This is a genomic window from Enterobacter ludwigii (assembly GCF_001750725.1).
Classification (GTDB): Bacteria; Pseudomonadota; Gammaproteobacteria; order Enterobacterales; family Enterobacteriaceae; genus Enterobacter; species Enterobacter ludwigii.
This window is the reverse complement of sequence record NZ_CP017279.1, coordinates 2,082,523-2,105,725: the sequence shown is the minus strand read 5'-3', so window position 1 is coordinate 2,105,725 and position 23,203 is coordinate 2,082,523. Positions and strand designations below refer to the sequence as shown.

Annotated in this window: 21 protein-coding genes; 17 read left to right on the top strand and 4 right to left on the bottom strand. The window is 53.7% G+C overall.

Translation table 11 applies throughout. The features are described 5' to 3' along the window. Positions 1-9 precede the first annotated feature (9 nt). Positions 10-1,353, bottom strand: coding sequence for an anaerobic C4-dicarboxylate transporter (locus tag BH714_RS09905; RefSeq protein ID WP_020883368.1), 1,344 nt, complete (start codon positions 1,351-1,353; stop codon positions 10-12). Between the two features lie 176 nt (positions 1,354-1,529). Next, positions 1,530-2,033, bottom strand: a complete 504-nt coding sequence (locus BH714_RS09900) for a non-heme ferritin-like protein (RefSeq protein ID WP_020883369.1) — start codon at positions 2,031-2,033, stop codon at positions 1,530-1,532. Positions 2,034-2,539: 506 nt separating this feature from the next. Between BH714_RS09900 and BH714_RS09895 the strand changes: the two genes are divergently transcribed. The 6 genes from BH714_RS09895 (at position 2,540) to otsA (ending at position 9,363) form a co-directional block, all read left to right on the top strand. Then, a complete protein-coding gene (locus BH714_RS09895) occupies positions 2,540-3,097 on the top strand; it encodes a DJ-1 family glyoxalase III (RefSeq protein WP_032679709.1) in 558 nt (185 codons plus the stop codon). A 316-nt stretch (positions 3,098-3,413) separates the two neighbouring features. Beyond that, complete coding sequence (gene araF, locus BH714_RS09890) at positions 3,414-4,403, top strand: arabinose ABC transporter substrate-binding protein AraF (protein WP_020883371.1); 990 nt, start codon at positions 3,414-3,416, stop codon at positions 4,401-4,403. 71 nt (positions 4,404-4,474) lie between these two features. Then, entirely contained in the window at positions 4,475-5,989 is a 1,515-nt protein-coding gene (araG, locus tag BH714_RS09885) for an L-arabinose ABC transporter ATP-binding protein AraG (RefSeq protein WP_020883372.1), read from the top strand. 14 nt (positions 5,990-6,003) lie between these two features. Next, the gene (gene araH / locus BH714_RS09880) at positions 6,004-6,984 is read left to right on the top strand and encodes an arabinose ABC transporter permease AraH (protein ID WP_014884358.1); all 981 of its coding nucleotides are present in this window, start codon (positions 6,004-6,006) and stop codon (positions 6,982-6,984) included. A 176-nt stretch (positions 6,985-7,160) separates the two neighbouring features. Then, the gene (otsB, locus tag BH714_RS09875; RefSeq protein ID WP_014170681.1) at positions 7,161-7,964 is read left to right on the top strand and encodes a trehalose-phosphatase; all 804 of its coding nucleotides are present in this window, start codon (positions 7,161-7,163) and stop codon (positions 7,962-7,964) included. Continuing rightward, complete coding sequence (otsA, locus tag BH714_RS09870; protein ID WP_014170680.1) at positions 7,939-9,363, top strand: alpha,alpha-trehalose-phosphate synthase; 1,425 nt, start codon at positions 7,939-7,941, stop codon at positions 9,361-9,363. The genes otsB and otsA overlap by 26 nt, the downstream gene beginning before the upstream one ends. 15 nt (positions 9,364-9,378) lie before the next feature. Here otsA and uspC read toward each other — a convergent pair whose 3' ends face one another. After that, positions 9,379-9,807 (bottom strand): universal stress protein UspC, encoded by a 429-nt coding sequence (gene uspC / locus BH714_RS09865; RefSeq protein ID WP_040017806.1) that lies wholly within the window; start codon positions 9,805-9,807, stop codon positions 9,379-9,381. Positions 9,808-10,603: 796 nt separating this feature from the next. Between uspC and flhD the strand changes: the two genes are divergently transcribed. The 6 genes from flhD to cheW all read left to right on the top strand — a co-directional run bounded on the left by flhD (position 10,604) and on the right by cheW (position 16,033). Then, positions 10,604-10,954: a flagellar transcriptional regulator FlhD gene (gene flhD / locus BH714_RS09860; protein ID WP_020883374.1), complete on the top strand. Its 351-nt coding sequence runs from the start codon at positions 10,604-10,606 to the stop codon at positions 10,952-10,954. Positions 10,955-10,956: 2 nt separating this feature from the next. After that, a complete protein-coding gene (gene flhC, locus BH714_RS09855) occupies positions 10,957-11,535 on the top strand; it encodes a flagellar transcriptional regulator FlhC (RefSeq protein ID WP_014170677.1) in 579 nt (192 codons plus the stop codon). 123 nt (positions 11,536-11,658) lie between these two features. Then, positions 11,659-12,546 carry a flagellar motor stator protein MotA gene (motA, locus tag BH714_RS09850; protein ID WP_008500417.1) on the top strand — a complete coding sequence of 296 codons (888 nt, stop codon included), beginning with the start codon at positions 11,659-11,661 and terminating at the stop codon, positions 12,544-12,546. Then, entirely contained in the window at positions 12,543-13,472 is a 930-nt protein-coding gene (motB, locus tag BH714_RS09845) for a flagellar motor protein MotB (RefSeq protein WP_014170676.1), read from the top strand. Before motA ends, motB begins: the two co-directional genes overlap by 4 nt. 4 nt (positions 13,473-13,476) lie before the next feature. After that, complete coding sequence (cheA, locus tag BH714_RS09840; protein ID WP_040017805.1) at positions 13,477-15,510, top strand: chemotaxis protein CheA; 2,034 nt, start codon at positions 13,477-13,479, stop codon at positions 15,508-15,510. A 19-nt stretch (positions 15,511-15,529) separates the two neighbouring features. Next, the gene (gene cheW, locus BH714_RS09835; protein WP_020883376.1) at positions 15,530-16,033 is read left to right on the top strand and encodes a chemotaxis protein CheW; all 504 of its coding nucleotides are present in this window, start codon (positions 15,530-15,532) and stop codon (positions 16,031-16,033) included. Positions 16,034-16,222: 189 nt separating this feature from the next. On the opposite strand, the gene BH714_RS09830 is transcribed toward cheW, so the two are convergent. Next, positions 16,223-17,482 carry a dicarboxylate/amino acid:cation symporter gene (locus tag BH714_RS09830; protein WP_025203835.1) on the bottom strand — a complete coding sequence of 420 codons (1,260 nt, stop codon included), beginning with the start codon at positions 17,480-17,482 and terminating at the stop codon, positions 16,223-16,225. A gap of 430 nt (positions 17,483-17,912) precedes the next feature. Here BH714_RS09830 and BH714_RS09825 point away from each other — a divergent pair, with 430 nt between their 5' ends. From BH714_RS09825 to BH714_RS09805, 5 genes are read left to right on the top strand one after another with little or no spacing between them, the layout of a single operon-like run. Further along, a complete protein-coding gene (locus tag BH714_RS09825; protein ID WP_020883378.1) occupies positions 17,913-18,485 on the top strand; it encodes a Csu type fimbrial protein in 573 nt (190 codons plus the stop codon). A gap of 12 nt (positions 18,486-18,497) precedes the next feature. Next, positions 18,498-19,046 (top strand): Csu type fimbrial protein, encoded by a 549-nt coding sequence (locus BH714_RS09820; RefSeq protein WP_025203836.1) that lies wholly within the window; start codon positions 18,498-18,500, stop codon positions 19,044-19,046. A 16-nt stretch (positions 19,047-19,062) separates the two neighbouring features. Further along, positions 19,063-19,824 carry a fimbrial biogenesis chaperone gene (locus BH714_RS09815; RefSeq protein WP_040017804.1) on the top strand — a complete coding sequence of 254 codons (762 nt, stop codon included), beginning with the start codon at positions 19,063-19,065 and terminating at the stop codon, positions 19,822-19,824. Beyond that, positions 19,800-22,184, top strand: a complete 2,385-nt coding sequence (locus tag BH714_RS09810; RefSeq protein WP_040017803.1) for a fimbria/pilus outer membrane usher protein — start codon at positions 19,800-19,802, stop codon at positions 22,182-22,184. The genes BH714_RS09815 and BH714_RS09810 overlap by 25 nt, the downstream gene beginning before the upstream one ends. Further along, on the top strand, positions 22,181-23,143 hold the full coding sequence (locus tag BH714_RS09805) for a Csu type fimbrial protein (RefSeq protein WP_040017802.1): 963 nt from the start codon (positions 22,181-22,183) through the stop codon (positions 23,141-23,143). The genes BH714_RS09810 and BH714_RS09805 overlap by 4 nt, the downstream gene beginning before the upstream one ends. Positions 23,144-23,203: the final 60 nt, after the last annotated feature.

Below are 23,203 nucleotides of genomic sequence, written 5' to 3'. Positions count from 1 at the left end.
TCGCTCACCTTAAAAGAACGTCTGTACCAGCAGATAGCTCGCCGCACACGCGCAGCTAACGCCAATTAATCCCGGCAGAATAAAGCTGTGGTTAATGATAAATTTGCCGATGCGGGTTGTGCCCGAACGGTCAAAGCCGATGCAGGCTAAATCGCTTGGGTAGGTCGGCAGGACAAAATAGCCGTAAGAGGCCGGGAAAAAGGCGATCAGCATTTTCGGGTCGATTCCCAGCATCAGCCCCATAGGCGCAACGGCCGTCAGGGCTGCCGCCTGGCTGTTCACCAGCTTGGATACCAGGAACAGCACAATCGCGTAGGTCCACGGATGGCTTTTCACCACGCCTTCCAGCGCCAGCTTTAACTCATCAAGATGCGCCTGGAAAAAGGTATCGCTCATCCACGCCACCCCGAACACCGAGAAGATCGCGACCATACCCGCCTTAAACACCGCGCCGTTAGAAATGGCAGACGCATTGACCTTGCAGGCCATCAGCATTACGGCACCGGCAATTAACATCATCATCTGGATGACAAGGTTCATCGACAACGCCGTCATTTTTCCTTTTATCTCAAATGCAGGGCGCAGGTCAGGGAATGCCCCCAGCAGGACAACCACGGCAATGCCGGCGAAGAAAATCCACGTGGACCAGTAGGCCTGTTTTGGAAAACGTTGATTCATTAACGTTTCCGTCCCGCCGTAGATGAATTCACGCTGCTTCGGATCTTTGAGCTTTTCCTGAAACTCCTTATCGTCCGCTAACGCTTTCCCACGACGCAAACTCCACAGCGCAGCAATCGCCACACCGAACAGTGAGGCAGGAACCGAGACGGCGAGAATTTCCAGTATTCCCCACGCGTGGCCGAGCCCATGCTGCGCGCCCAGAATGGAGACCAGTGACACAACGGCCACGGAGACCGGCGAGGCCGTAATTGCCATCTGCGATGCCACTGATGCCACGGCCATTGGGCGTTCCGGGCGGATCCCTTTTTTCAGGGCGATATCCGCAATGATGGGAAACATGGTGTACACCACGTGTCCGGTCCCGCAGAGAAAGGTCAGCATCCAGGTGGTAAAAGGGGCGAGAAGCGTGATGTGTTGAGGATGTTTGCGCAGCAGGCGCTCAGCAAATTGCATCATGACGTTCAGGCCGCCTGCGGTCTGAAGCGTTGCGGCACACCCAATGACGGCGAGAATGGTCAGCATCACGTCAACCGGCGGTTTGCCGGGTTGCAGACCAAAGACAAAACATAAAATAAAAAGGCCAATACCGCTTATCAACCCAAGCCCCATGCCGCCGAAACGCGTACCTGTCAGCAGGCAGAGGAGGATGACAATAAACTCAATGGTGATCATGATGCTCCCTCGTCAATGATAATGTAATTAAATAAATCATTACATGTTGTGTGGTTAATCATTGAGAGCGAGATCTGATTTGTTAAATCTTAGCAAAAGCAGAAGGTTGGCGACGAGAATGGGAACCTGCTCCCGGTAGGCCGAAAAGCGCGCCTGGCAGGGAGCAGGAAAAATGATCAGTGGTGCTGTACCGTCACAAGGTCAAGCAGATGACGGTCGGTTTGTTCCGGACATAAACCCGCCTGCTGCGCGTTATGGATTTCGTCCGCCAGCGTTTTAAGCAGCATGCCGTCCTGCTGTTGCGCTTTATCCATATCGCGTAAGAATTTAAGGGTTTTGGTGTCGTGTTGTGCTCTGGCTTCATCGGCCAGCTTGTTAAGCGTGCTGCAACGCTGTTCGTACTGTTCCAGTGTTTTCTCAAACAATTCTTCCAGAGAAGAGTAGTTATCGTCGATCGTATCAAGCGCTTTTACGGTTGGGTTCGCCCCTGCGGCTTTCATGAAATTAAAAACACGCATCATATGGGTGACGTTGCTTTGCGCCTGGCTGCGAAAAAAAGTGGCAGAGCCATTGAGACTGTTTTCGGAACACCACGAGCTGATATGCAGGTGCAGATTCGAGGCATAGAACTCGAGGTTCAACTGGGCATTGAGTTTTTGCATCATCGTTTGGGTAGTCATACTCATATCCTTATTGACTGTGGGACGTGATGTCCGCGGCTAACCTGACCCGGCAGGCACATATAATGGAATGCAGAAATGGCATTTCTGCGGCGACAAAAGTCGATCGAATATTCACTTCCTGTGTTCGATATAAATAAGCATACCCTTGTATTCTGTCTAAGAAAACTCTTAATTAGGCTGTGTTTACCATACATTACAAAATTTAATATAGTACAGAAATGAAAACAGGTGGATATAAGTTAACACATTAATAACAAATTGATTTTTATGTGTTTGTGTATTGTTTGTCTCGTTTTTTAAAGAGTGAAAATATTAAGGCAACAGAATCTTCTGTGACGATGTGAAAAACAGACCAATCAATCAGGATATATTTTGAGGAATAAAATTGCGCTAAATCAATTTATCGCAAAAAGGCGAGTGTGTGATCGCTGTGCAAGATTGTTCTTAATGATTATGTAAAAATGAAACACTGTTTTATCTTGTTTCAATCATTGAGGTCTATGATGGCAAAGGTTGCGGTGCTGTTGGCACCCGGTTTTGAGGAAGCAGAGGCGATTATCACCATTGATATTTTGCGCCGGCTGAACATCGACGTGGAAACTCTGGCCTGCGCGCAGTCGCGTGCAGTGGTCAGTTACCATAACATTCCCATGGTGGCAGACAGCACCTTATCAGAACGCAGCGATTCGCTTTACGATGCGATTGTTCTACCCGGGGGACCGCAGGGCAGCGCAAATCTGGCCGCGGATCCGCAGGTTATCCGTTTTATTTCTGCACATGACGCGCGCGGAAAGCTGATTTGCCCTATTTGTTCAGCAGCGGCGCGCGTGCTGGGGGGAAATGGGCTGCTTCGGGGGCGTCGCTACGTCTGCTCCGGGGATTTATGGGAGACGGTAAAAGACGGTGAATATGTGGATGCACCGGTCGTCCAGGATAAAAACCTGCTCAGTGGCAAAGGTCTTGGTCATGCGTTTGACTTTGCGCTGGCCCTTGCTGCTCGACTGTTGGGTGACGAAACGCCCGTTCGCGATCACGCTGACCACATCTATTACGCCTGGTAAATTTCCCGCCGGATGCTAGAGCGTCCGGCGCTCAGGGACTTCTTAGCTGATCTTATGGATAATTCTGCTTAACCCCGTTTCATTTGTCCGACAATTCCTGCCATTTTTATGTCATTTTCCGCTGAATTTATGTACGCAATTACTGTAATTCTGCGGTGTGATGGCGCTCTCTTATGGATGATTAATTTCCCGCTAAAACTATCACCAGCAATAACGCTTATGACGAGGTAAGCGCTAATGCCTTGTTTTAAGTCCGATTAAATAAGAAGCACGCAAATATTCCCTACAGAAAAGAATGCTAAAGCTGGAGTTTACCATGCACAAATTTACTAAAGCGCTGGCGGCCGTTGGTCTGGCTGCTGTTATGTCACAATCCGCTATCGCAGAGAATTTAAAACTCGGTTTTTTGGTAAAACAGCCAGAAGAGCCGTGGTTCCAGACTGAGTGGAAATTCGCCGATAAAGCCGGAAAAGATTTAGGTTTTGACGTCATTAAAATCGCCGTGCCTGACGGTGAAAAAACCCTGAACGCCATCGACAGCCTGGCGGCCAGCGGTGCGAAAGGTTTCGTTATCTGTACACCCGATCCAAAACTGGGGTCGGCAATTGCGGCTAAAGCGCGCGGTTACGACATGAAGGTTATTGCCGTTGACGATCAGTTCGTCAATGCCAAAGGCAAGCCAATGGACACCGTGCCGCTGGTAATGATGGCCGCGACCAAAATTGGTGAGCGCCAGGGTCAGGAACTCTATAAAGAGATGCAAAAGCGCGGCTGGGATGTAAAAGAGACGGGCGTCATGGCCATCACGGCTGATGAGCTGGATACTGCACGTCGTCGTACTACCGGTTCCATGGACGCTCTGAAAGCCGCCGGCTTCCCGGAAAAACAGATCTATAAAGTGCCTACCAAATCCAACGATATCCCCGGCGCGTTCGACGCCGCGAACTCAATGCTGGTTCAACACCCGGAAGTTAAACACTGGCTGGTGGTCGGTATGAACGACAACACCGTGCTGGGTGGCGTGCGTGCGACAGAAGGTCAGGGCTTTAAAGCTCCGGATGTGATCGGTATCGGTATCAACGGCGTTGACGCCGTCAGCGAACTGTCCAAAGCGCAGGCGACCGGCTTCTACGGCTCTCTGCTGCCAAGCCCGGACGTACACGGCTACAAATCCAGTGAAATGCTCTACAACTGGGTGACCAAAGGGGCTGAACCGCCGAAATTTACTGAAGTGACCGACGTGGTGCTGATTACCCGCGACAACTTCAAAGAGGAACTGGCGAAAAAAGGACTGGGCGGTAAGTAATACGCTGTGATTGCGCCCCTCATTCACCATGAGGGGCCAGACGTACACACTACAGGAATCACGGAGACGTTATGCGACAGTCTGATCCGTATCTCTCATTTCGCGGCATCGGGAAAACGTTCCCCGGTGTTAACGCGCTGACCGATATCAGTTTCGACTGCTATGCCGGCCAGGTTCATGCCCTGATGGGTGAAAACGGCGCGGGAAAATCCACGCTGTTGAAAATCCTCAGCGGCAACTATTCCCCTACGACCGGCACATTGGCCATTCGTGGCGAAGAGGTGGCTTTTGCTGATACCACGGCGGCGCTTAATGCCGGGGTGGCCATTATCTATCAGGAACTGCACCTGATCCCAGAGATGACCGTGGCCGAGAACATCTATTTAGGACAGCTCCCGCACAAAAGCGGCGTGGTTAATCGTTCGCTACTTAATTATGAAGCAGGGCTGCAGCTTAAACATCTTGGGCTGGACGTCGATCCTCAGACGCCGCTGAAATACCTCTCCATCGGCCAGTGGCAGATGGTTGAAATTGCCAAGGCTCTGGCGCGTAACGCCAGAATTATTGCCTTTGACGAACCCACCAGTTCGCTTTCCGCACGTGAAATCGAAAACCTGTTCCGCGTGATCCGGGAGTTGCGCCAGGAAGGCCGCACGATTTTGTATGTTTCGCACCGTATGGAAGAGATATTTGCCCTGAGCGACGCCATCACCGTGTTTAAAGATGGCCGCTATGTGCGCACCTTTAGCGATATGGCGCAGGTGAACCATGACCAGCTTGTCCAGGCGATGGTCGGACGCGATCTGGGGGACATTTACCACTGGAAACCGCGTGAGTACGGCCCTGAACGCCTGCGACTGGATAATGTAAAAGCGCCGGGAGTACGCATGCCGGTTTCGTTATCGGTACGCAGCGGTGAAATCGTCGGGCTGTTCGGCCTGGTGGGCGCAGGGCGTAGCGAGTTAATGAAAGGGTTGTTCGGCGGCACGCGCATTACCGAAGGCGTGGTGTCTATTGACGGCGCAGCGGTGGATATTCAGAAGCCCGCCCACGCGATTAAGGCAGGCATGATGCTCTGCCCGGAAGATCGCAAAGCGGAGGGGATTATTCCGGTGCATTCGGTGCGTGACAACATCAATATCTCCGCCCGTCGCAAATTTATCCGCGCAGGATGCCTGATCAACGATAGCTGGGAATCGAGCAATGCCGATCACCACATTCGTTCACTCAATATCAAAACGCCGGGACCGGAACAGCTGATCATGAATCTTTCCGGGGGCAACCAGCAGAAGGCCATTCTGGGCCGCTGGCTGTCGGAGGATATGAAGGTCATTTTACTGGACGAACCGACGCGCGGTATCGATGTGGGGGCAAAACACGAGATTTATAACGTGATCTATGAACTGGCAAAACGCGGCGTGGCGGTGCTCTTCGCCTCCAGCGATCTGCCTGAAGTGCTTGGCGTCGCCGATCGCATTGTCGTCATGCGTGAAGGTGAAATTGCCGGTGAATTGCTTCATGAACAGGCGAATGAACAACAGGCGTTGAATCTCGCCATGCCTAAAGTCAGCCAGGCTGTCGCCTGAGTAAGGAGTTAATGATGTCCTCTGTTACTACATCCGGAGCGCCAAAGTCGGCGTTCAGTTTTGGCCGAATCTGGGATCAGTACGGCATGCTGGTGGTCTTTGCCGCCCTGTTTGTCGCCTGTGCGATCTTCGTTCCTAATTTTGCCACCTTTATTAATATGAAAGGGCTGGGGCTGGCCATTTCCATGTCCGGCATGGTGGCCTGCGGTATGCTGTTCTGTCTGGCCTCGGGCGATTTTGACCTGTCGGTGGCCTCGGTTATTGCCTGTGCCGGTGTCACCACGGCTGTGGTAATCAACATGACGGAGAGCCTGTGGATTGGCGTGCTGGCGGGTCTGTTACTGGGCGTGCTCAGCGGTCTGGTGAACGGCTTTGTAATTGCTCGTCTGAAGATTAACGCCCTGATCACAACGCTTGCGACCATGCAAATTGTGCGTGGTCTTGCCTATATCATCTCTGACGGTAAAGCGGTGGGGATTGAAGACGAGCGCTTCTTTACCCTCGGTTACGCTAACTGGCTGGGGCTGCCAGCGCCAATCTGGCTGACCGTGGCCTGTCTTATCCTGTTCGGGTTCCTGCTCAACCGGACCACGTTTGGCCGTAATACCCTGGCTATCGGGGGCAATGAAGAAGCCGCACGTCTGGCCGGTGTGCCGGTGGTGCGTACCAAGATTATTATCTTTGTTCTTTCCGGGCTGGTCTCTGCAGCCGCAGGGATTATTCTGGCGTCGCGAATGACCAGTGGCCAGCCAATGACCTCTATCGGTTATGAGCTGATCGTCATTTCAGCCTGTGTTTTGGGGGGCGTTTCCCTGAAAGGCGGCATCGGAAAAATCTCATATGTGGTGGCCGGTATCCTGATCCTGGGGACGGTAGAGAACGCCATGAACCTGCTCAATATTTCGCCGTTCTCTCAGTACGTCGTTCGTGGCCTGATCCTGCTGGCAGCGGTGATATTCGACCGTTACAAGCAAAAAGCGAAGCGTACCGTCTAAGGTTTTTCCTATCTTTATATTGCTCAACTAATAACCTTAGCTGACCCCCGAACCGCCTCGCCAGTTTTGCTGGCGGGGCGGTTGTCAAATGGCGAGCGACGTCACACTGTCTATACTTACATGGCTATGAAAGAGGTAAAGGCGTTTACCTCTCGTAAACCGTAAGGAGGAATAGGGTGGCTGACTTGTTAACTGCACCGCCTGTACTGCCCGGACACTATGCTTTCTTTTTTGATCTCGACGGTACGCTCGCCGAGATAAAGCCGCATCCTGACCTGGTGGCGATCCCCGCCACGGTTCTTCAGAAGTTGCATCAGCTCTCGCAGATGACTGAGGGAGCAGTGGCATTGATATCAGGGCGCTCGATGGCCGAACTGGACCAGCTTGCCAGGCCTTATCGCTTTCCGCTGGCCGGTGTACACGGAGCGGAGCGCCGCGACATCCATGATCAAACGCATATCGTTTCACTCCCCGACGCATTAATCCAGGCGCTACAGGTACAACTCTCGTCTGCGCTGGCAGAACTGCCCGGTACGGAGCTTGAAGCCAAAGGGATGGCCTTTGCCCTGCATTATCGCCAGGCGCCGCAGCACGAAGCGGCTGTGCTTGCGCTTGCGACCGCTATAGCAAATGCACATCCGGAGCTGGCGCTGCAGCCGGGTAAATGCGTGGTGGAGCTTAAACCTAAAGGGATCAATAAAGGCGCGGCGATTGCGGCGTTTATGGCGACACCGCCTTTTAACGGCAGGACGCCCGTTTTTATTGGGGATGACCTGACCGATGAGGCAGGGTTTCGTGTGGTGAATCAGGCCGGAGGGATCGCCATCAAGGTCGGGCCTGGTGAGACTGTCGCCGAATGGCGTCTGGCGGATGTCGCCAGTGTCTGGCAGTGGATATCTGACATCGCTAACCAGCAACAACAACAAATAGCGCAAAACAAAGGGGGAAACCATTATGGGTCGCTTAGTCGTCGTCTCTAACCGAATTGCACCGCCTGATGATAAAAAATCCAGTGCAGGTGGCCTGGCGGTTGGGGTATTAGGTGCCTTAAAAGCCGCCGGTGGGCTGTGGTTTGGCTGGAATGGTGAAATCAGTGAAGAACAGAAACCGCTCAAGAAAGTGACGCGCGGAAATATTACATGGGCGTCGTTTGCGTTAAACGAAAAAGATTATGACGAGTATTACTCGCAGTTCTCCAATGCTGTGCTGTGGCCAGCGTTTCACTATCGTCTGGATCTGGTCAAATTCCAGCGCGAGTCCTTTGAAGGCTACACGCGGGTGAATTCGCTGCTGGCGGATAAACTGCTGCCTTTAATCGAGGAAGACGATATTTTATGGATCCACGATTATCACCTGCTGCCCTTCGCCAGAGAGTTGCGTAAAAGGGGAGTGAATAACCGGATTGGTTTTTTCCTGCATATTCCGTTCCCGACGCCGGAAATCTTTACCGCGCTGCCGCCGCATGAAGAGTTGCTGGATGCGCTGTGTGACTACGATCTGCTGGGCTTCCAGACCGAGAATGATCGACTTGCGTTCCTTGATTCTGTGTCCGGCAAAACGCGAGTGGTGACCAAAGGGGGGAAAACCCATACGGCCTGGGGCAAGACATTCCACACTGAAGTGTATCCCATCGGTATTGAACCTGAAGAGATTGCCGAGCAGGCTTCCGGTCCGCTGCCGCCCAAACTGGCGCAGCTTAAGAATGAACTCAAGCACGTGAAGAATATCTTCTCGGTGGAACGTCTTGATTATTCCAAAGGGCTGCCGGAACGTTTCCTGGCGTATGAAACGCTGCTGGAAAAGTACCCGCAGCATCACGGTAAAATCCGCTATACGCAGATAGCGCCCACCTCGCGCGGTGAAGTGCAGGCTTATCAGGATATTCGTCACCAGTTGGAGACGGAAGCAGGGCGCATTAATGGCCGCTACGGTCAGTTGGGCTGGACGCCACTCTTTTATCTCAATCAACACTTTGACCGTAAGATCCTGATGAAAGTGTTCCGCTATGCGGATGTCGGGCTGGTTACGCCATTGCGGGACGGGATGAACCTGGTCGCGAAAGAGTACGTCGCCGCCCAGGACCCCGCCGATCCGGGTGTGCTGGTGCTTTCCCAGTTTGCCGGGGCCGCCAATGAATTGACGTCTGCGCTTATCGTCAACCCTTACGATCGTGACGACGTGGCGAATGCCCTCAACCGTGCGCTGACGATGCCGCTCACGGAGCGTATTTCCCGCCATGCCGAGATGATGGAAACGATCCGTAAGAACGATATTAACCACTGGCAGGCGCGTTTTATTCGCGATCTTCGTGATATTGCGCCGCAGAGTAATGAAGGCCATCTGCAAAAAAAGATCGCGACATTCCCTAAACTCGCCTGATTTTCCTCTGGGGGTTTAACGGCCCCCAAGAGGCACTAACAACACATCCACCTGGCTTGACGCCACAATCGATTTCGCCGCACAGGCTGCGCGAGAAAAAAAGCTGTGGTTATGATTCCCGCATATTACTAAATCAATATTCTGCTTACTGCACATGTTGAGAATATGCGCATTAAGCTCCCCTGTCGCAATAATGGTGTCATATATAGGATATTGCGCCTTTTCTACCAGCTCACGCATAAATTGCTGCGTTTCTTCCTGTAAGACCTCACGAATATCTTCCAGCATGGGGGCAGCCAGTTGATTATACATCTCAGGCTCGGCCGCGAGGGTGATCAGGCTGATACGGGCATTATGCGGTCTGGCAATGGAAACCGCCCGGGCGATGAGTTCATGGCTTTCGGGCGAAACCGCAACAGAAACAAGAAGATGGGAGTAACTCATAACGCACTCCTTAGGTGTCTGAAAGACAGCGTCTTAGTCACCATTACCGCGATTTCACCGGATCTGCAAGAGGTGAATACGACATAAGTGTGAAGCTAATCATAATTATTCATTAATTATTCTTATAAGAAGAATAACGGGAAAACGTGCCTAAATGAAAAAAATTAACAACTTAACCTGAATCACACTTTTTTACGTTTCCGGTGTTAAATCGTTTTAACGCGTTATAAACACATTTCTAATGATTACCATGTGAAACAATTGTTATAGGCGTTTTGCATAACTACATGTTTTTTATAGATAATTAAAATGTGACCTTACGATGGATTCGCTGTGACGCGCATCTGGTCGCTGATACGTTTCGAACAGCACATGTCATGCCACTTCTGCTCATACTCCTGCATGAGTATTCGCCCATAAAGAATAGAAAACAGTGTCGATCGTTCAAAAAACAACCAATTTACAAGTCATACTGATGGATTTATGGGAGATATTCACTTAAATTGTGTGACGTATATCACATTTTTTTTAAATTTGGGGGTGGCTGCATTGTATGTGTCAAAACTGACGAGTAGAGTTTGCGTCGAATTAGGAAAAATCTTAGTTATTTGTAAGAAATGATAAAACGTGTAAGAGACGTAACCGCGTTTCAGCTGTTGCGCGTTTCAATGAATACAAACCTAAATTCGACTATGCATTTAGCCTTTTCTTTTTTATACCGGGTGATTTCCCGGCGACATCACGGGGTGCGGTCTTTCCGCATAAAAATAATAGTTGGTTATTCGGGATGGGAACAATGCATACATCCGAGTTGCTAAAACATATCTATGACATCAATTTGTCGTATTTACTGCTCGCGCAGCGTTTGATTAGTCAGGACAAGGCGTCCGCGATGTTTCGTCTGGGTATTAATGAAGAAATGGCAACCATGCTGGGTGGGTTAACCCTTCCTCAAATGGTTAAACTGGCGGAAACAAACCAACTGGTTTGCCAGTTCCGTTTTGACAATCCTCAGACTATCACGCGTCTGACGCAGGATTCCCGTGTTGACGATCTTCAACAGATCCATACCGGTATTCTTCTTTCCACTCGCTTGCTTACCGAAATCAGCCAGCCTGATGACGCAGCCCGTAAGAAAAGGGCCTAGCAATGAGCGAGAAAAGCATTGTTCAGGAAGCGCGTGACATACAGTTAGCAATGGAGCTGATTACGCTCGGTGCTCGTTTACAAATGCTGGAAAGCGAGACTCAGCTGAGTCGTGGTCGCCTCATCAAATTGTATAAAGAGTTACGTGGTAGTCCCCCGCCGAAAGGAATGCTGCCGTTTTCAACGGACTGGTTTATGACCTGGGAACAGAACATTCATGCCTCCATGTTCTGTAATGCCTGGCAGTATCTTCTCAAAACCGGTTTGTGTAGCGGCGTTGATGCCGTGATCAAAGCGTATAAACTTTACCTTGAACAATGCCCGCAGCAGGACGAGGGTCCTTTGCTGGCGCTCACCCGCGCATGGACGCTGGTGCGTTTTGTTGAAAGCGGAATGCTTGAGCTGTCGCGCTGTAACTGCTGCGATGGCAATTTTATTACCCATGCGCATCAGCCTGCAGGCAGCTTCGCCTGTAGTTTATGCCAGCCTCCATCCCGAGCAGTAAAAAGACGTAAACTTTCCCGGGAAGCTGCCGATATTATTCCACAACTGCTGGATGAACAGATCGAACAAGCTGTTTAACCCGAACGTGTGGGCAAGATTCCAGCAGCGGTAAGCAATTACCGCTGCTTTTTTTTACCCCGCAAACGGTAAACGCTGCGAGCTGAACATCCTTGCCATAGTCACTAGCGGAAGGATGATGTCGTGCTTATCTTATTAGGTTACCTGGTAGTTCTCGGTACAGTTTTCGGCGGTTACATGATGACCGGCGGGCACCTTGGAGCACTCTATCAACCGGCTGAACTTATTATCATCGGCGGCGCAGGGGTAGGGGCTTTTATCGTTGGTAATAACGGTAAATCGATCAAGGGCACGCTGAAAGCTATTCCACTGCTGTTCCGTCGCTCTAAATACACCAAAAGCATGTATATGGATCTGCTTGCGCTGCTCTATCGTCTGATGGCGAAGTCGCGTCAGCAGGGCATGTTCTCGCTTGAGCGGGATATTGAAAACCCGAAAGAGAGCGAAATTTTTGCCAGCTACCCGCGCATTCTCGCTGACGCAATGATGCTGGATTTCATCGTCGATTACCTGCGACTGATCATCAGCGGCAACATGAACACCTTCGAAATCGAAGCGCTGATGGACGAAGAGATTGAAACGCACGAAAGCGAATCCGAAGTGCCGGCAAACAGCCTGGCGCTGGTGGGCGATTCCCTCCCTGCGTTCGGTATCGTCGCGGCGGTGATGGGCGTGGTACACGCGCTGGCCTCGGCGGATCGTCCTGCGGCAGAGTTGGGCGCGCTGATTGCGCATGCGATGGTGGGCACCTTCCTCGGTATTTTGCTGGCGTATGGTTTTATCTCTCCGCTGGCCAGCGTTCTGCGTCAGAAAAGCGCGGAAACGACCAAAATGATGCAGTGCGTGAAGATCACGCTGCTCTCTAACCTTAACGGTTATGCGCCACCTATCGCAGTTGAATTCGGCCGTAAAACGCTTTATTCCAGCGAGCGCCCGTCGTTTATCGAGCTTGAAGAACACGTGCGCGCGGTGAAAAACCCAAACCAACAGACGACAACTGAGGACGCATGAAAAATCAGTCCCATCCGATCGTCATCGTAAAAAAACGCAAGCACAAGGGGCATGGGCACGGCGCGCATGGCTCCTGGAAAATCGCGTACGCCGATTTTATGACCGCAATGATGGCATTCTTTCTGGTGATGTGGCTCATCTCCATCTCCAGCCCGAAAGAGTTGATCCAGATTGCCGAGTATTTCCGAACGCCGCTGGCGACCGCCGTGACCGGTGGGCAGCGAATCTCTAACAGCGACAGCCCGATCCCTGGCGGCGGCGATGATTACACCCAGCAGAAGGGTGAGGTGAAGAAAGAGCCGAACATCGACGAGCTGAAAAAACGCATGGAGCAAGCGCGCCTGAAGAAACTGCGCGGCGATCTCGATCAGCTGATTGAGGCGGATCCTAAACTGCGTGCCCTGCGACCACACCTGAAGATCGATCTGGTGCAGGAAGGTTTACGTATACAGATTATTGATAGCCAGAATCGCCCGATGTTCAAAACGGGCAGCGCGGAAGTTGAGCCATACATGCGCGACATTTTGCGCGGCATTGCGCCAGTGCTGAACGGTATTCCTAACCGTATCAGCCTGTCTGGACACACGGATGACTTCCCGTACGCCACGGGTGAGAAGGGATACAGCAACTGGGAGCTTTCTGCCGATCGTGCCAACGCCTCGCGTCGCGAGCTGGTGGCAGGTGGGCTTGATGATGGCAAGGTACTGCGCGTGGTCGGCATGGCATCAACCATGCGTGTCACTGACCGCGGGCCGGATGACGCCATCAACCGTCGTATCAGTCTTTTAGTGCTGAACCAGCAGGCGGAGCAGGCCATCCTGCACGAAAACGCCGAAAGTCAGAATGAGTCACTGGACGATTTAAAACAGCCTGGGGCCGTTCCTTCGGCTGCCGTTCCAACATCGCCACCAGCCAATCCGAGGTGATAGCGTGAGCATGGATATTAGCGATTTTTACCAGACATTCTTTGATGAAGCCGACGAATTGTTGGCCGATATGGAGCAACACTTGCTGGATTTGGTGCCTGAAGCACCGGACTCCGAGCAGCTCAATGCCATCTTCCGTGCGGCGCACTCGATTAAAGGCGGAGCCGGAACGTTTGGATTTACCATCCTGCAGGAAACGACCCATTTAATGGAAAACCTGCTGGATGAAGCACGACGCGGTGAAATGCAGCTCAATACCGACATTATCAACCTGTTTTTGGAAACCAAAGATATTATGCAGGAACAGCTCGACGCCTATAAAAGCTCGGCAGAGCCTGATGCAGCCAGCTTTGAATACATCTGCAATGCGCTGCGCCAGCTCGCGCTGGAAGCCAAAGGTGACGCAGCCGCAGCCGTTGTTCCGGCAGCCAAACTGAGCGTTGTCGATGCCGTTACCGCACAAGAGGCGGCCCCGGCCGCCGCTGCGAGTAAAGTGCGCGTGGTGCTGTCACGCCTCAAAGAGAACGAAGTTGACCTTCTTGAAGAAGAGCTGAGTAACCTGGCGAAATTAAGCAACGTGGTGAAAGGCAAAGACAGCCTGAGTGCGACGCTGGAAGAGGGGATCAGCCAGGACGATATCGTGGCGGTCCTGTGCTTTGTTATCGAAGCCGACCAGATCGCGTTTGAAACCGAAACGGCGGCGGTTGACGTGCCAGCGGCAGTGGAAGAGGTGGCGGTTGATCCTCAGGCGGCTGCACCTGCCGTTGCGCCTGCGGCGCCGGTATTGAAAGCGGTGCCAAAAGATGCCGGCGCGCCAGGCCGTGGTGACAAACCGGCCGCGCGTTCCAGTGAATCCACCAGCATCCGCGTCGCCGTCGAGAAAGTTGACCAGCTGATTAACCTGGTGGGTGAACTGGTGATTACCCAGTCGATGCTGGCACAGCGGTCTAACGAACTGGATCCGGTGACCCACGGCGATCTGATTACCAGCATGGGGCAGTTGCAACGTAATGCCCGCGACCTGCAGGAATCGGTGATGTCCATTCGTATGATGCCGATGGAATATGTCTTCAGCCGCTTCCCGCGTCTGGTGCGTGACCTGGCCAGCAAACTGAATAAACAGATTGAACTGACGCTGATGGGCAGCTCCACCGAACTGGATAAAAGCCTGATCGAACGCATTATCGACCCGTTAACGCACCTGGTGCGTAACAGCCTCGACCACGGTATCGAACTGCCGGAAAACCGCATTGCCGCCGGAAAATCCCCGGTCGGGAATCTGATCCTCTCCGCCGAACACCAGGGCGGGAACATCTGCATCGAAGTGACCGATGACGGTGCGGGCCTGAACCGTGAGCGCATTCTGGCGAAAGCCATTTCGCAGGGAATGGCGGTCAACGAAAACATGACTGACGAAGAAGTGGGCATGCTGATCTTCGCGCCAGGCTTCTCGACCGCAGAGCAGGTGACGGACGTTTCCGGCCGCGGCGTGGGAATGGACGTGGTGAAGCGTAACATTCAGGAGATGGGCGGCCACGTTGAGATCAAGTCTAAACAAGGTTCCGGCACCACCATTCGTATCCTGCTGCCGCTGACGCTGGCAATCCTCGACGGCATGTCGGTGAAAGTGGCGGACGAAGTCTTTATTCTGCCGCTGAACGCGGTGATGGAATCGCTGCAGCCGCGTGAAGAAGATCTGCATCCGCTGGCGGGTGGCGAGCGCGTTCTTGAAGTGCGCGGTGAGTACCTGCCGCTGGTCGAATTGTGGAAAGTGTTCGAAGTGGATGGCGCGAAAACCGAGGCCACGCAGGGGATCGTGGTGATCCTGCAAAGTGCGGGTCGCCGCTACGCGCTGCTGGTTGATCAGCTGATTGGCCAGCACCAGGTGGTCGTGAAGAACCTCGAAAGCAACTACCGCAAAGTGCCAGGTATTTCTGCCGCCACTATTCTGGGTGACGGTAGCGTGGCGCTGATCGTTGATGTGTCGGCGCTTCAGGGATTAAATCGTGAACAACGTGTGGCGTACACAGCCGCCTGATTAAGTAGAAGGTAATAACATGACCGGTATGAGTAATGTAACGAAACTGGCGGGCGAGCCATCAGGGCAGGAATTCCTGGTATTCACTTTAGGCGATGAGGAGTACGGCATCGATATCCTGAAAGTGCAGGAAATTCGTGGTTACGACCAGGTTACCCGCATCGCGAACACGCCTGCCTTTATTAAAGGTGTCACCAACCTGCGCGGCGTGATTGTACCTATCGTTGACCTGCGCGTGAAGTTCAGCCAGGGCGACGTGGACTATAACGAGAACACCGTGGTGATTGTCCTGAATCTGGGGCAGCGCGTGGTTGGGATCGTGGTGGATGGCGTATCTGATGTGCTGTCTCTGACGTCCGATCAAATCCGTCCGGCGCCGGAGTTTGCGGTCACGCTGTCTACCGAGTATCTGACGGGGCTGGGAGCACTGGGTGAACGTATGCTGATTCTGGTGAATATTGAGAAGCTGCTGAACAGTGATGAGATGGCGCTGCTGGATATCGCGACGAATCACGTGGCGTAATGTTTCTCTAAACGGTTCTGTGAGGCTTTCGTGGAACCGTTTCGTTCAGTCGGGCATTTCGGTTATCTGATTCGCCCGCTGCGGTGAACGTATTAAGGGGGCTATTGCAGCCCCCTTATCTTATTCACTTACTGCAGGCGTAGTATTTTCTGCTGGCCTTAAGGTGAACGAAACCATTCGGCCAACCCGTTACGCTTCCTGCTCTACCAGCTCAGTCTCCGCTTCACGCGCCCCTTCATTTTGCGACAGCATCGCAGTCGCAATACCGTTACCCAGCACGTTAATCGCTGAACGTCCCATATCCAGGAAATGATCGATCCCCATCAGCAGCAAAATACCCGCCACCGGAATATTGAAACTCGGGATGGTTGCCGCCAGCACCACCAGCGACGAACGAGGCACCCCCGCAATCCCTTTTGAAGCCAGCATCAGCGTCAGCATCAGCACGGTCACTTCGGTGAAGCTCAGGTGAATATTGTACGCCTGGGCGATAAACATCGAGGCGAAAGAGCAATACACCATAGAGCCCACCAGGTTAAAGGAGTAACCGATTGGCAGAACGAAAGAGGCGATATTGCGCGAGCAACCAAAACGCTCAAGCTGTTCCAGCGTTTTTGGATACGCCGCTTCTGAGCTGCTGGTGGTAAACGCCACCAGCACTGGGTCCTTCAGCATGCTGACCAGGCGGAACACCTCTTTCTTCAGCACCATATAGCCGACGGCCAGCAGCACCATGCAGGTGAGAAGGATTGCCACGTAGTAGCCGCCAATAAAGGAGGCGTAGTTCAGCAGAATGCCCAGACCCTGAGTGGCAATCACAGATGAGATGGCGGCGAAAATGGCCAGCGGGGCGACGTACATCACGTAACCCGTCACCTTCAGCATGATATGGGAGACCACATCCAGCGCGGCCACCAGCGGGGCATTGAATTTTTGCCCCAGCGACGCGCCGGCGATGCCGAAGAACATAGAGAACACCACAATCTGCAGGATTTCATTGTTCGCCATCGCACCGGCGATACTGGTCGGAATGGTATGGGACAAGAACGCTTTCAGCGTCATCCCCCCCACCGCAAGGCCGGTGTCTACCGCCTCTTTCGGGATAGCCAGGTTCAGGCCGCTGCCCGGACGCTCCAGCGTGACGATAAACAGTCCCACCAGAATGGAAAGCACGGATGAGCTAATAAACCACACCATCGCTTTGCCGCCCACGCGACCAATGGTGGAGGTTTCACCCAGTTTCATAATGCCCACGGTCAGCGTGCTGAAGACCAGTGGCGCAATAACCATTTTAATCAGACGCAGGAAAATATCGGTCAGCAGCGTGATGTTATCCGACCATGCTTTGATAGCATCCGCAGAGGCATACTCATGAATCGCCGCCCCTGAAAGAATACCCGCCAGCATGAATATCACGATGAAGAGTGTGAGTTTGTTTGCACTTGCCACGAAAAAAGACCCTCTATGCGCTTTGGTTGCCGTCTGCGCCGATGTATATAGATTTTTTATTACGACGCAGGAAATTATTCGGCACATAAATTGAAGTAAAGCGGAGGGAGATACAACTAGTTTTTAATTTTTATTAATTTTGTTGTTAACGCCTCGACGATATATTGTGATGCAGATCACATTTCAATGGATATATCCTCTGCGTATACGAGAAATAAGGCATTTACAAAGTATTAACATCCTGTTTTATAAATAAATATTCAGTCAATAAGCCATTAGTCTTGCCCTCCGCGGCGCGGGTGGTCGAAGCGGTATCCATAAACTAAATTCTCAATAACCCCCGGAAGAGGAACGTTAAGTGGGGCTAACATCTTGAACAGCAAAAATAAAATGTGGCAAGCGAACGGAAATGTCTTCTGGAGGGTGGTAAATGAAAAGAAAACTCCTTTTGATCTGTGCAGGCACGTTGCTGACGGCGACAACAGCCCAACAGGCGCTGGCGGTGACCAGCAGCGGTACTATTGGCGCGACGTTAACCCTGACGAACGGTTGTCTGATAAACGGCTCGCCCACGCAAAATGGCATTAACTTCGGGACCCTGGATTTCGGCACCCATCCCGCAACGTTTTCCACCCTGACGACGCAGCTGACCGGTGCCAGCGGCGGTAACACGTTCACCATTCAATGTACGACCGCCAGCTATACGGTGGCGATCACCGGGAATACCAACTCCACCGCGCCGGGTACCGTTGTGGGGACGCCAGGCACGCCTGCGCGCTATCTGGTCAACACCACCAATGCTGCACAGGGGGTGGCTTACAGCCTGTATAGCGACAGCGGATTTAACAACGTCGTTGCCAACAACGCGGCACTGCCAATAGCGTCAACCGCCGGGGGCATCGACAGTTACACACTTTACGGGCGCATTACCGGGGGCGGTAACAGCGTTACGGTCGTTCCGGGTACCTACACCGACACGATTAACGTCAGCGTCACCTACTAGTTTCACGCAGCCATGAAGGCATCCATTTTGCGTCTGCGCAACAGCGCGGAGGGGATCGTGCACCCTTTGTACGCGCTGATCGTCTGCCTGATGCTGGTGCCTGCGGCGGGTGCTGTGACGTCCCAGTCATTTAAGGTCAGCGCGACCATTGTGCCCGGGTGCGCGGTATCCACGGGCAGCGGAGGAGTTTTCGGTACGCTCGATTTCGGTACCCACAACGGGGTGGAAAGTGCCCCGGTGAGCACCAGTTTTGTGCCTAACGGGGCCTTGTCCATCGCCTGCACGCCCGGCGTGGCGCTGAGTATGAGCATTAACGGCGGACAGAATTACTCCTCCGTTCGGCGTATGAAGCGCTCAGGGGGAACGGAAGTGGTGGGATATCGCCTTTACAGCAGCAGTTCGCTGGCGGCGAACAGCGAAATTGGCGTCAATCAGGCAATACCGGTGACCTATACCAACAGTAATAACATTGCGCTGCCGCTTTTTGGCGTGGCGCTGCTGACCGGGTTTAGCCCGGCAGGAACGTATTCTGATCAACTCACCGTGACCTTGTCATGGTGATAAAGGGAGACAGTCGATGAAGCCATTTTTCAGACACCTTTGTCTGGTGAGTTTGTTGGGGGGAATGGCTGCGGCGACAGGCCAGGCGCAGGCGGCGGCAACCATTCTGTTGTGGCCCATCGATCCGTGGCTGTCAGCGGATGCCAAAGCCACTGAATTATGGATCCAGAATCAGGGGAACAGCGCAACGACAATGCAGGTCCGCATTGTGCGCTGGAAGCAGGAGGGCGGTTATGAACGCTACTCCGCACAGCAGGACGTGGTGGCCAGCCCGCCCATCGTCACCATTGGCAAAGGCAGTAAGCAGCTTATTCGTCTGATTAAGCAGGGTACGGTGCCGCTCGGCGTCGAACAGGCCTACCGCATTATTGTGGATGAAATCCCCCAGCCGGATGCCAAAGCCGAGCCGGCCATTGGCCTGAAATTGCAAATGCGCTACTCCATTCCTTTGTTCGTTTATGGACAGGGAATCCCGACCCTCAAAGAGGGGGCACATCATGCGCTGGTGGAGACCAAAAATCTGAGCTGGCGGGTGACGCAGGAGAAGGGACATCCTGCCCTGGAGGTCCGTAATCAGGGGGATGTGCACGTCAAACTCAGCCAGGTGGCGCTGGAGCAGGGCGGGCAGAAGCGGACGGTTGCAGACGGATTACTCGGGTATGTTCTTGCGGGCAGCACCCGCACCTGGTCAATCCCGGCCGGAATAGGTCAGCCAGACCGGCTGAGCGCGCAAATTAATGCCAGGGATACGCGATGGCAGTCGACGCCCGTCAACTGAAACCGGCGATGATGATCCTGCTCTGCGTCAGTACCAGCACCTGGGCTGAGCCCGGCGATGACAGTTTACCGCCGCCGCCGCAGGCTCAGGCGTTGAACGGCGAAGCGGTCTTTCAGCTCTCGATTGTGTTGAATCACTACGACACCGGTATGGTGGTGCCCGTGACGCAACGCGAGGGGGCATTCTTTATTTCCAGCGCCGACCTGCTGCGGGCAGGGCTTCCGCCGGAGCATGTGCCTGCCGGAGACGTAAACCTTTCTACCCTGCCGCAGGTGCGCGTAGAGTACGACAGCGCCGCGCAGCGTCTGCTGCTGGGCGTTCCGGCCGACTGGGTCGCCTCACGCGTGACCCCTTTCAGCGGACAAATGTCACAAAGCAAACCACACTTCGGGCGTGGAGCGCTGCTCAATTACGATCTCTACACCAACCATACGGAACATGTCGGCGGACAGGCCTCGCTCTGGCATGAATTCCGCTACTTCAATGAGAACGGCTCCTTTTCTTCAACCGGCTATGCCCGGGAAAATTTCACCGGAAACGACGGTCAGCAGGAAGGGTATGTGCGCTATGACACGACGCTTCTGATGACGAACGAGGACGAGGCAACGACCTGGACCGCCGGGGATGTGATCAGCGATGCCCTGAGCTGGAGCACCAGTGTGCGCATGGGCGGGATCAGCTACGGGCGGGATTTCTCCCTGCGTCCTGACCTCGTGACCTGGCCACTCCCAGAGTTCTCGGGCGAAGCGGCGGTTCCCACCTCGGTGGATCTCTTTATCAATGGCTATCGTTCCGGCTCGACCCAGCTTCAGCCGGGACCGTTCACCCTGACCAATCTGCCCTATATCAACGGAGCAGGGGACGCGGTACTGGTCACCACCGATGCGCTGGGCCGCCAGGTGAGTACCACGCTGCCGTTTTACGTCACCAGCGAATTGCTGAAACAAGGCCTGAGCGACGGGGCGGTGACGCTCGGCAGCCTGCGGCGTAATTACGGCATCAAGAATTTTGACTACGGCCCGGCGGCGGGTAGTGGGTCGTATCGCTATGGCATTACGGACTGGTTGACGCTGGAGGGCCATGCCGAAGGGGCAGAAGCGCTGGCGCTGGGCGGGATGGGGACGGTGGTTAAATTGGGTCGGTTTGGCGTCGTGAATACCGCGTATTCTCAAAGCCGCATGCGCGGAGATAATGGCGGGCAAATCAACTGGGGCTATCAGTACAGTACCAGTGAATTTAGTGTAGCGACACAGCATACGCGGCGCGATCGCGACTTTGGCAACCTCGCCCTCTACGACCAACCGACGGTCTATGACGAAAATGACCGGCCCATCGCCAGTTTTAGTCGCAACACCGACCAGTATTCTCTCACCTTTAACCTGGGCGAATATGGCAGTCTCGGTGCTGCCTGGATCGGCGTGGAGAGCTTTGACAACCAAAAAACCGAACTGCTGAATCTCTCCTGGAGCCGCAATCTGTGGGGGGCGAGCAGTATTTATCTGGCTGCAAGCCGCGATCAGCAGCGGGGAGACTGGACGGTGGCCATGTCGCTTCAGGTGCCGCTGGGAGAGCGTGACAGTGCCGCCGTAACCTATGAAAACACGCCAGATGCCGGCAGCACGCAGCGTATCAACTACAACCACTCCATGCCTTCCGACGGTGGCTTTAGCTGGAACATGGCATGGGCCAACCAGTCGAAAGCCAATGATTATCAGCAGGGAACACTGGGCTGGCGCAATAACAACATCGAACTTCAGGGCGGTGGTTATGGCGAAAGGGGCATGATGACCTGGTGGGGAGAGGCGATGGGCGCGGTTGTGCTGATGGACGGCGAGCTATTTGCGGCAAATAAAATCAACGATGCGTTTGTGGTGATCAGCACCGACGGTCACCCGGACGTTCCCGTCAGCTATGAGAACCAGCCGGTCGGCAAAACGAACAATAACGGCTACCTGCTGGTCAGCGGGGTATCGGCTTATTACCCGGCTAGTTATCGCATTGATACCCTGAATCTGCCCGCGGATACCCGGCTGAAAGAGACAGAGCGGCGGATCGCTATTCGCCGCCACAGCGGTTATCTGGTCGATTTCCCGATGGAGCAGGAGCGGGTGGCAAGCGTCATTCTGCATGACAAGCAGGGGCAGGCTATCCCGGTGGGAAGCCAGGTTCGACGCGCCTCGCGCAACAATGCGGTGGTGGGGTATGACGGCATCGCCTGGCTGGAAAATCTCAGCGATGTGAACCCGCTTGAGGTGATTACGCCAGACGGAAAACACTGCTCGGCCACGCTGACCGTGGGGGCCAACCCGGAACATAAGCTGCAGACATACGGACCGCTGATTTGCCGGGAGGAACGGTGAAGCGCTTACTGCTGTTGATACTGCTGCTGTTTTCCGGCGGCGGCTGGGCGGCGTGTACCGTCAGTACGGTAAATGCGTCATTTGGTAGCGTCACCTCGTTCGCGCTCAGCGGAACCGGGGAGGTCGAAACCACCGGCAGGCTGATCGTGGCATGCGACGCTGTGCTCAATCTTCTGACCAACGACTCGGTGACGCTGAACTACACCGCCGCGTCGGTTTCAGGCAACAGCCGTGCCACCATGAAACGCACCGACAATGCGGCCATCACGGATGTGATCCCCACCCGGTTGTGCGGGTTAACGGGGTGTTCGAGCAACAGCGAAGTGCAAATCAGCAAAGCTTATACCTGGAGCGGCAACACCCTGCTGGGATTACTGGGGTCAAAACAGTACAGCATTCCGCTTTATTTCCGCACCGTTGCCGGACAAAACGTCACGGCCGGGCCCTATCAGGTGCTGCTCACCTTCAGCATCAACTACAGCGTCTGTTCCGTGGGCGTGCTGGGCCTTTGCACCGTTCCCCAGACAGGCACGGCGACCACCAGTATTCTTCTCAACATGACCGTTACCAACGACTGCAGCGCCATGACCACGCCGGACGTCAACTTCAACAGTGCGCCGCTGGTGCAAAGTTTCCCCACTGTCTCGCAGGCGATTGCCGTCACCTGTACCAAAGGAAGCACTTACACTATCGGAATTAATAATGGTGCCAACGCGCTGAATAACGTTCGCCGCATGGTGAGCGGCAGTAACTACATGAGTTACGACATTTATAAAGAAGCCACGACCAACCGTTGGGGTGGCAGCGGTACCGAGCGCTGGACCAGCGCAACCTCCTCGCAGGTCAGTACCGACGGTTTATTGCGAACCTACAACTACACTGCCAAAGTCCTTACCAGCCAGTCTACGCCGCCTGCCGGCACCTATACCGATACGCTGATCGTTGACGTTGCGTTTTAACCCCGCGCTTTTCCCTTTCTCAAATGTAAAGTTCCTGTAGTCAGTGCCGATAACACCGTT

Coding starts and splice junctions, on each gene's coding strand:
- uspC (WP_040017806.1), bottom strand. CDS start 9,807: ATGAGTTACTCCCATCTTCTTGTTTCTGTTGCGGTTTCGCCCGAAAGC.
- cheW (WP_020883376.1), top strand. CDS start 15,530: ATGACCGGTATGAGTAATGTAACGAAACTGGCGGGCGAGCCATCAGGG.
- BH714_RS09810 (WP_040017803.1), top strand. CDS start 19,800: ATGGCAGTCGACGCCCGTCAACTGAAACCGGCGATGATGATCCTGCTC.
- flhD (WP_020883374.1), top strand. CDS start 10,604: ATGCATACATCCGAGTTGCTAAAACATATCTATGACATCAATTTGTCG.
- BH714_RS09825 (WP_020883378.1), top strand. CDS start 17,913: ATGAAAAGAAAACTCCTTTTGATCTGTGCAGGCACGTTGCTGACGGCG.
- BH714_RS09905 (WP_020883368.1), bottom strand. CDS start 1,353: ATGATCACCATTGAGTTTATTGTCATCCTCCTCTGCCTGCTGACAGGT.
- araH (WP_014884358.1), top strand. CDS start 6,004: ATGTCCTCTGTTACTACATCCGGAGCGCCAAAGTCGGCGTTCAGTTTT.
- BH714_RS09820 (WP_025203836.1), top strand. CDS start 18,498: ATGAAGGCATCCATTTTGCGTCTGCGCAACAGCGCGGAGGGGATCGTG.
- BH714_RS09895 (WP_032679709.1), top strand. CDS start 2,540: ATGGCAAAGGTTGCGGTGCTGTTGGCACCCGGTTTTGAGGAAGCAGAG.
- motB (WP_014170676.1), top strand. CDS start 12,543: ATGAAAAATCAGTCCCATCCGATCGTCATCGTAAAAAAACGCAAGCAC.
- BH714_RS09900 (WP_020883369.1), bottom strand. CDS start 2,033: ATGACTACCCAAACGATGATGCAAAAACTCAATGCCCAGTTGAACCTC.
- otsA (WP_014170680.1), top strand. CDS start 7,939: ATGGGTCGCTTAGTCGTCGTCTCTAACCGAATTGCACCGCCTGATGAT.
- BH714_RS09815 (WP_040017804.1), top strand. CDS start 19,063: ATGAAGCCATTTTTCAGACACCTTTGTCTGGTGAGTTTGTTGGGGGGA.
- araF (WP_020883371.1), top strand. CDS start 3,414: ATGCACAAATTTACTAAAGCGCTGGCGGCCGTTGGTCTGGCTGCTGTT.
- araG (WP_020883372.1), top strand. CDS start 4,475: ATGCGACAGTCTGATCCGTATCTCTCATTTCGCGGCATCGGGAAAACG.
- flhC (WP_014170677.1), top strand. CDS start 10,957: ATGAGCGAGAAAAGCATTGTTCAGGAAGCGCGTGACATACAGTTAGCA.